At 69.4% G+C, this 14,151-nt stretch carries 10 protein-coding genes and 5 pseudogenes; 5 read left to right on the forward strand and 10 right to left on the reverse strand.

Annotated features, from left to right (window positions below; genetic code table 11):
• Window positions 1-22 precede the first annotated feature (22 nt).
• The 5 genes from fxsT to ACSU6L_RS38745 form a co-directional block, all read right to left on the reverse strand.
• Window positions 23-2,482, reverse strand: a complete 2,460-nt coding sequence (fxsT, locus tag ACSU6L_RS38725) for an FxSxx-COOH system tetratricopeptide repeat protein (RefSeq protein ID WP_437064349.1) — start codon at window positions 2,480-2,482, stop codon at window positions 23-25.
• A gap of 79 nt (window positions 2,483-2,561) precedes the next feature.
• On the reverse strand, window positions 2,562-2,735 hold the full coding sequence (locus ACSU6L_RS38730; protein WP_437064350.1) for a hypothetical protein: 174 nt from the start codon (window positions 2,733-2,735) through the stop codon (window positions 2,562-2,564).
• Window positions 2,736-2,785: 50 nt separating this feature from the next.
• Window positions 2,786-3,382: a Tn3 family transposase gene (locus ACSU6L_RS38735; RefSeq protein ID WP_437065212.1), complete on the reverse strand. Its 597-nt coding sequence runs from the start codon at window positions 3,380-3,382 to the stop codon at window positions 2,786-2,788.
• Between the two features lie 616 nt (window positions 3,383-3,998).
• The gene (locus ACSU6L_RS38740; protein WP_437064351.1) at window positions 3,999-4,460 is read right to left on the reverse strand and encodes a hypothetical protein; all 462 of its coding nucleotides are present in this window, start codon (window positions 4,458-4,460) and stop codon (window positions 3,999-4,001) included.
• 443 nt (window positions 4,461-4,903) lie between these two features.
• Window positions 4,904-5,992, reverse strand: a complete 1,089-nt coding sequence (locus ACSU6L_RS38745; RefSeq protein ID WP_437064352.1) for an amidohydrolase family protein — start codon at window positions 5,990-5,992, stop codon at window positions 4,904-4,906.
• Between the two features lie 94 nt (window positions 5,993-6,086).
• On the opposite strand from ACSU6L_RS38745, the gene ACSU6L_RS38750 reads away from it, so the two are divergent.
• Window positions 6,087-6,833 carry a TetR/AcrR family transcriptional regulator gene (locus ACSU6L_RS38750; RefSeq protein WP_437064353.1) on the forward strand — a complete coding sequence of 249 codons (747 nt, stop codon included), beginning with the start codon at window positions 6,087-6,089 and terminating at the stop codon, window positions 6,831-6,833.
• On the opposite strand, the pseudogene ACSU6L_RS38755 reads toward ACSU6L_RS38750, so the two are convergent.
• Window positions 6,830-7,073: pseudogene (locus ACSU6L_RS38755) on the reverse strand (hypothetical protein); the annotation flags it as partial. The gene ACSU6L_RS38750 and the pseudogene ACSU6L_RS38755 sit on opposite strands and share 4 nt — an antisense overlap.
• Before the next feature lie 27 nt (window positions 7,074-7,100).
• Between ACSU6L_RS38755 and istB the strand changes: the two are divergent.
• Window positions 7,101-7,870 (forward strand): annotated as a pseudogene (gene istB / locus ACSU6L_RS38760) (IS21-like element helper ATPase IstB).
• A 52-nt stretch (window positions 7,871-7,922) separates the two neighbouring features.
• Here the strand turns inward: istB and ACSU6L_RS38765 are convergent.
• Window positions 7,923-8,561 carry an HAD family hydrolase gene (locus ACSU6L_RS38765; protein WP_437064354.1) on the reverse strand — a complete coding sequence of 213 codons (639 nt, stop codon included), beginning with the start codon at window positions 8,559-8,561 and terminating at the stop codon, window positions 7,923-7,925.
• A 551-nt stretch (window positions 8,562-9,112) separates the two neighbouring features.
• A complete protein-coding gene (locus ACSU6L_RS38770) occupies window positions 9,113-9,742 on the reverse strand; it encodes a DUF4142 domain-containing protein (RefSeq protein ID WP_437064355.1) in 630 nt (209 codons plus the stop codon).
• Window positions 9,743-10,251: 509 nt separating this feature from the next.
• On the opposite strand from ACSU6L_RS38770, the pseudogene ACSU6L_RS38775 reads away from it, so the two are divergent.
• The 3 pseudogenes from ACSU6L_RS38775 to ACSU6L_RS38785 form a co-directional block, all read left to right on the forward strand.
• Window positions 10,252-10,565 (forward strand): annotated as a pseudogene (locus tag ACSU6L_RS38775) (L-threonylcarbamoyladenylate synthase); the annotation flags it as partial.
• Window positions 10,566-10,674: 109 nt separating this feature from the next.
• Window positions 10,675-11,438, forward strand: a pseudogene (locus tag ACSU6L_RS38780) (IS5 family transposase).
• A 225-nt stretch (window positions 11,439-11,663) separates the two neighbouring features.
• A pseudogene (locus tag ACSU6L_RS38785) lies at window positions 11,664-12,082 on the forward strand (Sua5 family C-terminal domain-containing protein); the annotation flags it as partial.
• A 538-nt stretch (window positions 12,083-12,620) separates the two neighbouring features.
• Here the strand turns inward: ACSU6L_RS38785 and ACSU6L_RS38790 are convergent.
• Both ACSU6L_RS38790 and ACSU6L_RS38795 read right to left on the reverse strand, forming a co-directional pair.
• Window positions 12,621-13,823, reverse strand: a complete 1,203-nt coding sequence (locus ACSU6L_RS38790) for a helix-turn-helix domain-containing protein (RefSeq protein WP_437064356.1) — start codon at window positions 13,821-13,823, stop codon at window positions 12,621-12,623.
• Window positions 13,824-13,929: 106 nt separating this feature from the next.
• On the reverse strand, window positions 13,930-14,061 hold the full coding sequence (locus ACSU6L_RS38795; protein WP_437064357.1) for a hypothetical protein: 132 nt from the start codon (window positions 14,059-14,061) through the stop codon (window positions 13,930-13,932).
• Window positions 14,062-14,151: the final 90 nt, after the last annotated feature.

Genomic DNA, 14,151 nt, shown 5'->3' on the forward strand with positions numbered 1-14,151 from the left:
GGCTCGGGGATACAGGGCTTCCTCAACCGCCACTGGCCGCGGCGTTCCTGCGCCGCAGCCAGTGCCACCACCGGCTCTGTGGCCGTTGAGTGGACATGGCTAGCGCTGTCTCCAGCGCGTTGCGGGTGCTCAAGGTATGCGTGTGCTCGTCGCCCAGGATACGGACGCGGTCATCGAGGGTTCGGCGCAGCAGCTGTATCGCCTCGGCCTGCTCACCTGCACTGGTCAAAGCGAGAGCGAGGTTGTGGCGACTGGCAAGGGTGTCCGGGTGCTCGGGGCCCAGGATGCGGGTGCGGTCCTCCAGGGTGTGCCGGTGCATGCGCACTGCTTGTGCGTGCTCGCCCATCCCGTCCAGGGCGAGACCGAGGCTGTCCCGGCTGGCCAGCGTGTGCGGATGCCCGTCGCCCAGAATGCGGGCGTGGTCGTTGAGCGCCTGCCGCAGCAGCTGTATCGCTTCCGTCTGCTCACCCGCCCTGGTCAGGGCGCTGGCGAGGTTGTGGCGGCTGAGCAGGGTGAGGTGGTGCTCGGGGCCCAGGACACGGATGCGGTCCTCCAGGGTCTGCCGGTGCATGCGCACTGCTTGTGCGTGCTCGCCCATCCCGTCCAGGGCGAGACCGAGGCTGTCCCGGCTGGCCAGCGTATGCGGATGCCCGGGGCCCAGGACACGGGTACGGTCGTTGAGGGTCTGCCGCAGCAGACCCACCGCCTCGGCATGCTCACCCGTCCCGTCCAAAGCGCATGCGAGGTCATTGCGGCTGGTTAAGGTATCGGGGTGCAAGGGGCCCAGGATGCGGGCGCGGTCTTCCAGGGTCTGCCGCAGCAGGCGTATTGCCTCGGCCGGCTCTCCCATTCCGAACAAGGCATTGCCCAGGTTGTTGCGGCTGGTCAAGGTATCGGGGTGCTCGGGGCCCAGCATGCGGGTCTCGACGTCGAGGACCCGTTCATGCAGCAGCCGCGCCGCACCGAAAGCGCCGGCATCCTGCAGCACCTCCGCCAGGGCATTGAGAGTGGTGCGTTGATGTGTGGCGGTGCGCGGGTCCGCGTACTCGAGCAGCAGCGGCAGGTGGGGGGCGAGGAGCACGGCTGCAGGCCAACCAGCGCGCCCGCGCTGGTTGGCCTCGTGCACGGCCGTGGTCAGCCGCTCGGCAAGGGCCCGGTGCCACACGGCGAGCTCGGAGGTCTCGGCCGTGAGGGCGACAGCGTTGATCTCTCGGATCAGGGGATGCAGCACCACCTGCGCCCCCTCACTGCTGCCCGACGCCGGGCCGGTGCTGCCGGGAGAGTGGGGCAGGCCGAGGAGACCGTAGCGGTGCAAGCCGGCGAACGCGGCCTCCAGGGCCACCGCGGTGACGTCGTGTCCGGTGACGACGGATAGCAGGTCCGGGGTGATCAGGGACAGTGGGACGGGGGCCTGAGCCAGCAGGGCCAGCAGTCGCAACAAGGGGCGGGCCAAAGCGTTGCCCTCCCCGGCGAGCTGGTCCAAGGACACCTCCCAGGTGTGCCGCACCACGGCGCGGGCGACCTGCGGATGGGAGGCATTCGGGTGCGCCGCTCCCAACAAGAACCGCAGTTCCTGGTCCAGGGCTTGGCGGTAGGCGGCAAAGGTGCGGTAGCGGCTGGTGGGTCCGGCCAGATAGGTGCCAGCCGCGTGCAACGCCAGTGGCAGCCCGCCCAGTCGCGCCGCCAGCTCCCGGGCCTGCTCGGCGGTGCCGGCTGCGGGAGCAGCGTCCAGCAGGACCTGCCCCGCAGGTCGCACCGGCAGCGGTTCCAGCGGCAGCAGCCGTGCGCACGGACCCCAGGTCTGCTCGCTGCCATCCCGGCTCGTCACCACCAGCAGGCCCCGGCCGTGCGGACGGATCCAACCGCGGTAGTCGGCCAGCGGCTCCCCTGCCGGGCCGATCTCGTGCGGCTCGTCGGCGTTGTCCACCACCAGCAGCCACCGCCGCACCCGGCCCAACTGTCGCCAGACCACATCCGGCAGGCTCGCCTGCCCCGCTCGCGCGGCCTCCAGCTCTTCCTCTGGCAGGCCGCAGGCCAGCGCCGCCTGCACCATCTGCTGCGCCAGCTCGGCGCCGTCGCGCCAGCGCACCCAAAACACTCGCCAGCCCGCTGCCTCGGCCTGGGTCGCCAGTTGCGCGGCCACCGTTGTCTTGCCCATCCCGCCGACCGCGCACAGCACCGCGAACCGGCCTTGTGGCCGCCGAAGCATGCCTGCCAGCACGGCGAGTTCTCCCTCACGCCCCCGCACGCGCTGAACATGCGGGGGGCGTAACGAAGCCTGCTGGCCTCGGGCCAGTCGGCTCACCGGTGCCAGCCGCGCCGGGGGCCTTGCTGCGGCATCCAGATGCCGGCCCCACAGCAACAGCCCGATGCTGATCGCCACCAGCACGGTGAACACCGGCCAGATCACCCACGCCTGCGCCGCCCAACCAGGCATCGCTGCACTGGCGTAGTTGGTCACCGGCCCCAGCGCGGCCGCCACCAATGCGGCCCCTCCCGCTACCGCCGACCCGGCCCACGCACCCCGTCTGCGCCCCATGGTCTGCCACCCCCCTCCACCGTCACCGGAATGCTCCCGCCTGGATCACGTCCATGGAAGGTTGCGGGTGGTCACGACGCGGGCGGCGGTGTTGCTCCGGTTCAACGGCCGGATGCCGAGCCTGCTGCTTGAACGCCGTCATCCGCCGCCGCGGCCCGGGCACCAGGGCAGGCAGCAGGTCGAGCCGCTTGTCCATGTCGAGGCGGAAGGTGCCGTACGGGTTGATGTTCGACCAGAACAGCGCAGTCAGTCCTCGTCGGACAGCTTCTTCGCCCAGGCCGGTTCGGCGAGGACCTGCTGCAACAGCAGGGTGTTGACGTGCACCAGGGCGGACTGGAGTAGGTGCAGCGCGAGCATCGCGGTCTCGGCGTGTTCCTTGTGCGGGCCGGTCAGGGCGCCGTCCTTGCCGTAGTGCAGGACCGTGTTCGCCGAGTTCCAGTTCTCCACCACCTGAAGCCCGCCGTGGATCTCCCGGCGCAGCTCGGGGCGGGCCAGGTAATCGCACGCGAAGGTCGTACGGACCGCACGGCCCAGTTCTTCGAGAGCGGCAAAGGTGGGGTGCTTGGGGCCGCCCCGGGTGAAGCGTTGCAGCACCTGCTCCGCCTCCGCCGTCCCGAGACGGAGCGCGGTGGCGTACTTGACCATCTGGTCGTATGGCTGGGCGATCAGCTCCCACCGGATCGGGCGCGTCAGCGATCCGCCGAGGGCTGGCCACGCCGGCGGGGCAGCTACCCGCCAGTTACTTTGCCCCTGGGGACAGAGCTGGGAGTCCGGGGCCTCCTCGAGGCACGGCGCGGAGCGTCGTTCCTCGAGGACCCCGCCCAGAGCGGCACAACGGGGCAGTCCGTAGTAGGTCGCCCCGGAGCAACGAGGTCGTCCGGCCCGGACACCGGGCCGCCGGCCAGCACCGTACGACGCCGGTCAGGTACTCCGGCAGTCCGGGACTCCCGGAGCGCTGAGGACGGCTTCCGGTTCGAAGGCAACATCAGCTAGCGGGGTCCGGGCCGGTCCCGAGCGGGCGCCGTCCATCGCGCGGCACCAGCTGGCGATCGGCGGCGGGGGACGGCTGCCCGGCGGCCCGTTCGGCAACGGTGCCTGGCCTCGGGACGACCGCGCCGGGCGCGAGGGGGCTGGGCTGAGGTCCGGTGCCCATAGGGCGGCGGGTGGTGCTCACGGCCCCATCCTGACAGGCCTGGACCTAACGCGGGGCCTCCGGCAGGCAGCGTGCTGAGCTAGGCGAGAGCCGTGTAGGCGGGGGCGCACACCGGGGGAGCGTCGGATGCGTATTGGACGTTGTCTGCGGCAAGCCTCACGCCTCCGTGCGGCACGTGTTCAGGCGTTCGGATGCCGCAGCGTGCCCTGTCGGTGCCCGGGCGCATCATGGCCGCGACCGGAGACGCGGTGGGGGAGGTCCTGGTGCAGTTGACTGCCGATCATGCCGAGTGGGGGCGGCTGGACGTCACCCTGGACGATCTGGGTTGTGGCAAGTCGTGGCAAGAGATCCACCGAGTGCGTGGTGCGGAACTGACGTGCCCGGAGTGCGGCGGTCAGGTCCACGCCCGTCTCTCCAAGCTGGGCACCCGTCCGCCCAGTCGCGCGGGTGGAAGAACGTGTAGAGCAGATACCCGTAGTCCTCGGTCTCCTCGACCATCGAGTACCAGACGTTCGCCGCCAGAGGGGACTCGGTGATGCTCTCCCAGTTGTTGCGGCCGTTGAGGTCGCCGTCGAAGTTGTAGGCGGCGAGATAGTCGGATTTGCCGCCCTCCGAGGTCTCACCGCTGGTGTCGACGTCCTGGAAGTGCACCGGCGCCCACCAGTGGGCGACGGCTTGCCGCTGGGCGGCAGTGGACGCCACCGCCTCGGCGGGGCGGACGATGCCCAGGCACACAGGCACCGCCAGGACGGCTAAGGCGATCGCCACGCCCGGGGGTCTGCGTTGGGCGGGCGACACACGATAAGGGGGTTGTCGCCACTGTTCCTCCGGGATTCTCTGTGACAGAGGTCACCGCCGGGCCGGGGGACAGGTCTCCGGCTCGCGGTCCATGAACGGGCGGGCCGCTGAATGCGGCCCGCGTGGAAAGGGGTTCACAACGTCGTCTGGTTGCTCGTTGGGTGCCGGTCCTGAGGAGACATGGCCGGCCGCAAGGATGACCGGCAGACCGGTGGAGGATCCGGCACCCCGGTTTCCGTGAGCGGAACCCCGTCCGGTGTGATCCGCGCGACCGCGGGCATGGACGATCACCACGCCGACCAAGGCACCCCCAAGACCCCTCTCCAGGGGCCCGGGCACCGCCCACCCCGCAGCGAGCCTGTGCTGGAGCGGGCCTTCCACCCGCCGGCCTGCTTCGGGCCGGACCCCCTGTGTTATCGCTGACCACCCGAAGTGCTGTCGGTGTGGTCGTCTGCGGATCGGCTGCGGCCGTGCGCGGTGGCGGTGTGCCCGGTCAGCCGCTCCCAGTTGCCGGACCCGATGGCCGCCTTTTCCTCCTCGCTGAACGGTGCCTGCTCCAGGAACGACCGGGCGACTCCGCGGCTGGTGTCGAGGAAGGGGAAGCCGCCGGGCCGCGTTCCGAAGGTGTAGGGGTAGTCGGTGGAGTACAGCATCCGCTCGGTTCCGACGACCTCAGCTGTCCACCGCAGGTAGCGCTCGCTGACCGTGCCGCTTCCCGCCACCCAGAAGTTCTGGCGGAAGTAGTCGGCCAGAGGCCGCTCCAGCTTCGCCATCTCTTGCAGGACACCGATGTGGTCGAGGTAGAACAGGACGACCTCGCCCCAGTGCCCCGCGATCACCTGCAGTCCGGGGTGGCGGTCGAACACCCCGGAGAAGATCATCCTCAGGTACTGCACGCCCAGGTCGTAGTACCAGCCCAGGCCGGCGGTCGCGAGCGCGCGGCCGACTCCGTTGGGCAGATCCGAGTAGTACGCCTCTTGGACCGCGCTCACAGGGGTCTGCGGGTGGAAGTGCAGCGGTACCCGGAGCCGTTCGGCAGTGGCGTAGAGGTCGTCGAACTCCGGCGCGTCGGCCGGCTTGTCACCGGTGCGCCCGTACAGCATCGCGCCGCGGAAGCCGAGTCGGGTGACCGCGCGCTCCAACTCCGCGGCGGCGGCTTCGGGTGCCGGCGTCGGGACGGCCGCGAGCGCCTGGAATCGGTCGGGGCGGGCGTCGACGACTTCGGCGAGCGCGTCGTTCGCCTCCCGCGCCACGCTCACGGCGTCCGCCGCGGTCAGGTTCTGCACGCCGGGTGTGGCCAGCGACAGCACGGCGACGTCCACGCCTTGATCGTCCATGTCGGCCAGGCGGCGGTCGCCGACGTCGCGCAGCCGCTGCGCTATCGGCTCGTCGCCGTAGCCGAGTTGCGGGATCTGCGGCACGCCTGCCCGCGTCCAGGCATCGAGCAGGACCGGCAGGGCCACGTGCTCCTCGAGGCCTACGATGCGCAGCTTCTCAGGCATAGGTCGCTCCTCTTCTCTGGCTGTTTCCGATGATACGCGCATCACGATAACACCGGTAGCATCAATGGAAGCAAGTGGGCGCTATCATTGATTCATGCCTGAGGAAGCGAAGATCGACGCCATTCCTGTCGCCGCGTCGGAGACTGCAGCCGACGTCCGTGAGGTGACCCGGCAGCGGGTGGTTGAGGCAGCGGCGGACCTACTCGCGCGCGAGGGCCGCGACGCGGTGACCACCCGGGCGGTCGCGGCGGCCGCCGGGACGCAGCCCCCTGCGATCTATCGCTTGTTCGGCGACAAGGACGGGCTCCTCGAGGCAGTGGTGGAGCATGGCTACGCCACCTTCCTCGCGGCAAAACACAGGGACACCCGCCCTCAAGACCCGGTAGAAGATCTGCGTGCGGGCTGGGACCTCGCCGTCGAGTTCGGGCTCGCCAACCCCGAGCTGTACGCGCTGATGTACGGCGAGCCCCGACGCGGCACGGCATCGGCTGCCTTCCAGGCCGGCATGCAGATCCTGCTGGGGCGCATCCGCCGCCTCGCCGCCGGCGGCTGGCTCCGCGTCGACGAGAAGCTCGCGGCCGCGCTCATCCACGCGACCGCGCGCGGCGCCGTGCTCACCTGGCTGTCGCTGCCCGAGGACCAACGCGACCCGGCCCTGCTCACCACACTGCGCGAATCCATGGTCGCCGCCATCACCCACGAAAGACCCGTGGTGCAAGACGCGGGCCTCGCCGACGCCGTCCGAACCTTGCAGGCCCTCCTGCCCGACCAGACAACGCTCAGCAGCGCGGAACAACACCTCCTCAGCGAATGGCTCGACCGCCTTGCCGCGGACGGCTAACTGATTCCACGTGGCGTCTGCCAAACCGCGAGACCGACGGGCGGCGTGGGTTCGTAGCATTCGTCCATCGCGAAGGAGCGCCCAGACAACGTCGACGCGACGGCGGGCAAGAGCGAGCACGGTTTGGATGTGGAGCTTGCCCTTTGTGCGTTTGCGTTCGTCAAACCGGCGGGACTCCTCGCAGTGCCGGACACGGAACAACGCTGAGGTACAGAAGACCTGCTGGAGGCCGCGGTTGTGGGAGGGCAGCGCTCCGCGTTCTCGGCGGTGGCAGGGCGGTTCGGGGTCAGTTGGCGGCGTCCTGCCTGCCGCCTGCTGCGGCTGCCGTCGATCCGCAACGAGTTCGCCGAGATCGCCGACCGGGCGGCCAAGGATCAGATGACTTACCGCGGCTTCCTCGCCGAACTGCTGATGGCCGAGTGCGACGACCGGGCCAGACGCCGCTCGGAAAGGCGAATTAAGGCAGCTGGCTTCCCGCGGGAGAAGTCGTTGCGGATTTTCGACTTCGATGCCAACCCCAACATCGACCCGGCCGCCGTGAACACGCTGGCCAGCTGCGAGTGGATCAAGAAGGGGCAGCCGCTCTGCCTGATCGGCGACTCCGGAACTGGTAAGTCCCACATGCTCATCGCGCTGGGCACCGAGGCCGCCATGAAGGGCTACCGCGTCCGCTACACGCTCGCCACGAAACTGCTGAACGAGCGGTCGAGGCCGCCGACGAGAAGCAGCTGAACAAGACCATCGCCCGCTACGGCCGCGTCGACCTTCTCTGCATCGACGAACTGGGATACATGGAACTGGACCGGCATGGCGCCGAGCTCCTCTTCCAGGTCTTGACCGAGCGCGAGGAGAAGACCAGCGTCGCCATCGCCTCCAACGAGTCCTTCGGCGGCTGGACGAAGACCTTCATCGATCCCCGTCTGTGCGCCGCCATCGTCGACCGGCTCACTTTCAACGGCACCATCATCGAGACCGGCACCGACTCCTACCGTCTGGCCAGCACCCGAGCCCGAGCCGAACACGCAGAAGCGGGCTGACCAGCCGCTCCACCGCCTGGCCGGCAACCGCTGATGGCCGGCCAGGCCGACGTCATCCGAGCGGGACACGCCCTGCAACCCGAGGACCAGAGTCCAGATGAGCTGCGATACGCGTGATCGTCCTGGCGTTGTCCTTGAACAGATGCGCCTGCATGCCCGCCACCTGGGCCGCCTTCACGTTTACGGCGAGATCGTCGATGAAGAGGCAGTTCTCCGGCCGCACCTCCAGCCTGGCACATGCGGCCTCGAAGGCACGTGGGTCCGGCTTCTCGATGCCGATCTCGTGCGAGTACACGATCTCTTCGACCAGTTCGTCGAAGTGGTACAGCGCCGTCTCCCGCTCCCGGGCACCGACGAAGCTGTTGCTCAGGATGCCCAGCTTGCAGCTTCCCCGCAGCCCTCGCACATAAGTGATGAGTTCCTCGTTAGGCGTTCCCAGGTATTCCATCCAGAGATCCGCCATGAACGCTTCCACCTGGGACGGGTCGAGCCCCAGGCGTGCTGCCACCTGCTCGTGAACCGCTCGCTCGCTGATGCTCCCGAGGCTCCCGGCCTGCCACACGTCGCGCATCCGCTCGTGCACAGTGCCCGGCGGCAGCACCAACCGCTCTTCCCACCGCTGCACCCACCCCGTTTCCGGCGTGATCTCCAGCACGCCACCGATATCAAGAGTGACGCATGTCGCCGTCACTCGGACTCCCCCTCTTCGTCTGGCCGACTGGCGAGCGCACACCGCCCGCTCATGTGATCTACGGAGACACTGTTGTCCTTCCTGCTGGGGCAAGGTCAAGCGATCTTGGAACCTTGTGGCAGCCCTGTTGCGATCAGCGACACGACTCGGCTGCATCAGCGGGTGCCTTCAAAACTCATGACGATCCGCGGAATCCTCGGCCGGGCAACGGCGTCAGAACTCGTCGACAAACACTGTCGCAAGAAGTGAACGAAGCCAGTCGGGGAAGGCTGCTGAGGTACGTCATGGACCTGCGGACGGCCGACGTGTGCCCTGGCTGAGTAATCGTGCCGGTGTCAGTCCTGGGAGCCAGGTAACAGCCGATCGTCGGCTCGGGATTCCCTCCCAACTGGTCATTGAACAGCGGGCGCAAACGTGCTCGCCAGTAGCTCAGCCCACCCGAACCGCCATCTTTCCGATGCTCCTTGGCAGAGGCGGCTGCAAGGCGGCCCCGGCCCACTGCGCCGACGTCAACCGATGCTCTGACACCGGCACGGCCGGTCGCTGCGCCCCTACTTGGGAACGACGTCTGCCTCGACTTCTTGGAGTGTGGAGGCGTCGACGAGCCCGGTGTCCTCCAGGACCTCCATGTGGTCAAGGACGGTCTGGTTGGCCTGGCGGGCGTGGCGGCGGATGAGGTCGTTCTGGGTGGCGGCCCGGACCTCACCGATCGTGGCGAAGATCTTGCCGTGAGAGGCGCGAAGAACGTTGGCGAAGAGCTTGTCGAACTCCTCGCCCTGGGCGTTCTCCAGATTCCGCACCCACTGCTGCTGTTCCTCGGTGGCCTCGTTGGGGATTTCCACACCGAGGATTTTGGCGTCCTCGCGCACGAGCTGGTCGAGCTTGCTGTGCCCATCGAGCAGATGAAGCCCGGCGCGTTTGACGGCCTCGCTCGAAGCGTGGGTCTGCGCGAGGCGTCCGGCGGGGATCTCCCACAGGCCGGCCTGGCGTACCTTCACCAGGAACTCGCGGTCCACGTCCGTGACGGGCAGGTTGGCCGCGCCGTTCTGCCCCGTGGCCGCCTGGCCGGTGCCACCTGTGGCCACATGCCCGTCGGCGTGCTGGGCCTGGCCCGCGACCGTCGGGCTGGCCGAGGCTTCGTCACTGCTCGCCCTAAACGCGACGATGGCCGCAGCTATCACGGCGCACACGGCGGCGATGAGCGTGATCGTCCGCCTCGATGACCGTGTGGGTACCGCGTGTCGGTTCGAATACATTTGTTCTCCCGCTCGGGTAGAGAGTGATTCCTCCAGGGCATCGGAGCGGCCACCTGTTGCAGCTGGCACGGCACCCAGCGAGAGATACGGAGGAGAACGCGGGGATGTTCAAGGAACGGTCAAGGCGCAGTCCGCTAAGTGGTTGCTCAGTGCTGTCCCGGCGCGGCCGGCTGCCCGTCCGTTGGGCCGGATCGGCCCGGGCCCCCGACTCTCCGAGGGACCCAAGTACTGAGCCGCCACGCGCCGGTCGTTCCGCCAGTCGCGGTCAAGGCATGGGCCCCGGTCGTCCGCCGGCTACGGCCAGCGGGATGATCGGTCCCCTGACCAAGGGGCATGTCCGCCATGAAGTGCGCGATGTTGATGTAGTAGGTGTAGTCGCCACTGCGTGTGAGCTCCCGCATGCGGGTGATGGCAGCTTTGGTGCCCGTCGCGCCAGTGCCCGCCTGCTGGCCGAACATTTCTGGCCGGGACACTCACGCTGGTCCTGTGGCGCGGGCTACGGGTGCCCCTCGAAGCGACCGGTGGCCTGGAGACGGTCGCCGTGCGCGTGCCCGACCGCCCCGTCGCACTCGCACTGCTGTCAGCCTTCGGCGGCGGTGTCACGGCCCCGTCCGCCAACCGCTTCGGCTCCGTCAGCCCCACCACGGCAGACCACGTCCGTGCCGAGCTCGGCGACGCCGTCGACTTCGTGCTGGACGGCGGCCCCTGCGAGGTCGGCGTCGAATCGACCATCATCGACGCCACGGGCTAGGTCGTGTCCGCAAAGTGGTTGGCGCGTTGGTCTGTTCGTGGTGCGTCGTCACGAGCTGACTGATCAGGCATGGGCGGTCATTGAGCCGTTGCTGGCTCCGTCGCGGATGGGCCGCCCGGCCCGCGACCGGCGGCAGGTCCTCAACGGCATCCTGTGGAAGCTGTCCACGGGGGCGGCCTGGCGGGACCTGCCCGAGCGTTACGGGCCGTGGAAGACGGTCTACGAACGCTTCCGCCGCTGGTCGGCCGACGGCACCTGGGACCGGCTGCCGGCCCACGTCCAGCAGCACTCGGATGCCGTCGGTGCCGTTGACTGGACGGTCGTGTGTGTCGACTCCACGACCGTGCGGGCTCACCAGCACGCGGCCGGGGCGCGAAAAGGGGGCTCTGGCCGGGTGAGGCGATCGGCCGGTCCCGCGGCGGGCTGACCACGAAGATCCACCTCGCCTGCGACGGCGAGGGCAGGCCACTGGCCTTCACCCTGACCGCCGGGAACGTCAACGACTGCACCCAGTTCGAAGCGGTGATGGCCCGCATCCGCATCGGGCGGTGCGGGCCCGGCCGTCCTCGCACCCGACCCACCCTGGTCGTCGCGGACAAGGGGTATTCGTCCACGAAGATCCGCTCCTACCTGCGCAGGCGCGGCATCAAAGCCGCCATTCCGGAGCGGATCGACCAGATCAACGGCCGCATCCGACGCGGAGAGAGCAGATGCCGGCTTGACCGGGCCGCCTACCGGCGCCGCAACACCGTCGAGCGCTGCTTCAACAAGCTGAAGCACAACAAAGCCCTGGCGACCCGCTACGACAAACGCGCCCGTCACTACCAAGCCCTGGTCACCATCGCGTGCCTGCGACTCTGGCTGCCGTGACATTGCGGACACGACCTAGGGGGTGTCTCGCCGATCATGCCGGGCTCGCGGCGCCTGGCACCGCGCCTCGCCGCGTTGTCGTCGGTCCCCGATTCCCCCAAGCTCTCGGCTCCGCTCGAGCAGGGGGGACCCCCATCGCATCGACTCCCTCCTCCGCCTTGCGATGCACGGCACCAGACGCCGCTCCCTGATCCGGCCTGATCGACGAGACACCCAGTAGTCCTGAGCATCCTGCGGCCCGGCGGGGTGACGCGCGAGGACCTCGAAGCGGTGCTGGGGCACCCGATCGCAGTGCCCTCGACGAGCGTGTCCGGGTGCCGGGCCAGCACCCGTCCCACTACGCGCCGCGAGCGCGGGTCGTCCTCGTCGAGTCGGAGAAGGTCGTTCGCGAAGCGGAGCTGGCGCAGGAGCTGGGCCACCAGGTGGGCGTCATCCTTCCGCCCTCCTTCGCCGACGCTCGGGTGAAGGCCCACGCGGTGGTGGCGGTGCCCGGTTCGATGGCCGCCTGCGCGTGCGGGCTGTACGGGTTCCTGCGCGAGCTCGACCAGCAGGGGTGCGACCTCATCGTCACCTCGCTCCCGGTGGAGGAGGGGCTGGGACTGGCGATCGCCAACCGGCTCCTCCGCGCCGCGGGGCCATCGCCTGTCCGTTCGTGTACGCCGACACCCGCCACCACCGCTGGACGAACTGATCACCTGATCACCGGGAAGCGTGGAGACTCAAGGCGCATATGCATGGGCACATCGCTCGCGAGCATGCTGTGGTGACGTAGGCGCCGGGAATGGTCGTCGAGACCGAAGCGCTCCAGTGCGTCCATCAGCAGGGGCGCGAAGCCAAGTGTCGCCGCCCCCCTATCGCCCCAGCGCTGGGCACGACGGCTTACCGCAGCAAGGACGCGAGGAATCAGCACACACATGTTCGCGAGACCATGCAGGGGCGCGACGGTGGAGAAGCTGACAACGAGCAACGTGCAGAGCAGCGCAAGGCCGACGCCATACCGCAGCCAGGACGGCCTGGGTATGAGCAGCGCAGCTGCAGCATCCGTATGACGGCCGCCACCGCCCGGGCGGCGGCGCTGTCGCCCCACATACTCCCGGTCACGCCGGGCTCATGCCCGACATGCTCCCGGTCACGCCGGGCTGGTGCCCGACCAGGCCGCGGACTGCCGCGGCCCGGGGTCCGTCACTGCTGTGCTTCTGCCGCCGCCCGCCACACCTCGGCGGTGAGGTCGAGCATGCCGCGGGACTGGGCCTCGCCGGCCAGGGCGCACAGGCGCGCGCGGGCCGTAGGGTCGGACTGCTTCACAAGGATCTGCTCCCTGAGCATCTCCATGCGGATCCGGTCCCGGAAGTTCAGCTGGACCTTCTCGGCGGCGGCCTGCTCGCAGAGGCGTGCCGCCTCCTCGTACTCGCCGCGCACGTAGGCGAGTTGGGCCAGCAAAAAGGCGTACTCCTGCTGGTGCTGCGCCGTGCCGACGAGCTCCAGGGCGGGGCGGGCCTCGTCCAGGTACCGCTGCGCCTTGTCGGGGGCGGGCGGCAGCGCCTGCAGGGCGAGCGCCGCGGCGGCGTGGCGCAGGCGCATCCACAGCAGCAGGTCCTCGCGGCTGGACAGGGCGGCCATCGCCCGCTCCAGGAAGGAGCCGGACAGCTCGTGGTTGCCCTGGCGGGTCGAGACCGTCGCGGCGGTCCACAGAGCCTGCGCCGCCAGCACGCCGGTCTGCGTCCCCAGCCGGGCGCAGGCCTCCTCGCTGAGCCGGAATGCCTCGGCGAGGTCGCCGAGTTCGGCCGTGACGGAGGCGAGCAACAGCCGACACCGAAGCATGTCGTGGTTGTCGAGGGAGTCCTCACGGCCGATCCGGAGCGCTTCGAGCGCCGTGGTCCGGGCCGGGTCGGCCTCGCCCAGGTCCCGCTGGACGCGGGCGAGGTGCAGGCGCGAGTAGACGCGCAGTACGGCGTGGCCGAGCTCGTCCGAGAGCGCCACCAGCGTGGTCAGCGTGGTGCGCGCCTCGGACCGCTCGCCGTCGGCCGTGAGGAGTCGGGCCAGGTGGGCGTGGGCCTGCCATTGCAGGCCCACGTCCACGTGCTCCGCGCGGGAGAGCGCCGACTCCAGCATCCGCCGGGCGTGGCCGGACTCGTCGCCCGCCACGAGGACCGCGGCGAGGACGTCCACCAGGTCCGACGGGTCCGTCGCCTCGAAGGCGCCGGTCGGGACGCCGAGGCGTTCCGCGAGGATGGCGACGGCGCGCTCCGTGGGAGGTCGGGCGCCCGATTCGAGGCGCGACAGGTAGGCGGAGGACATACCGGGGCCGGTAAGGTCCGACTGGGTCTTTCCGCGCTGCTGCCGAAGTTGCTTCAGTCGGCGGCCGAATGAGGGCTGCGTCAGCATGTTTCGTCCCGGGCTCGTGTCCGTGTTCCCCCTCCCTGACCGCGATTTTGTCAATCAGGTACTTGACGAGTCAAACAGTGACTGAATCGGCGGTGGGCGAGTGCTCTCACGGCCATTCGATGGATGCCTGCTGCGCTGTGTTCCGGGTGGGTTCCCCGGCCTGTGCGGCGACGGTCGCGCAGGTGCCCAGGGCGACCGCGGCGAGGGCGGTCAGGAGTATGTGGCTGATGCGTTTCATGAGGGCTTCTCTTTCTCTTCGCCACCTCGGGCCGGGGTGGGGCCCGGCAGTGGCAACGATGGGCCGGGCCGTGTCTCGAAGTGTCTGACC

This window comes from Streptomyces sp. enrichment culture (assembly GCF_964272855.1).
GTDB lineage: Bacteria > Actinomycetota > Actinomycetes > Streptomycetales > Streptomycetaceae > Streptomyces.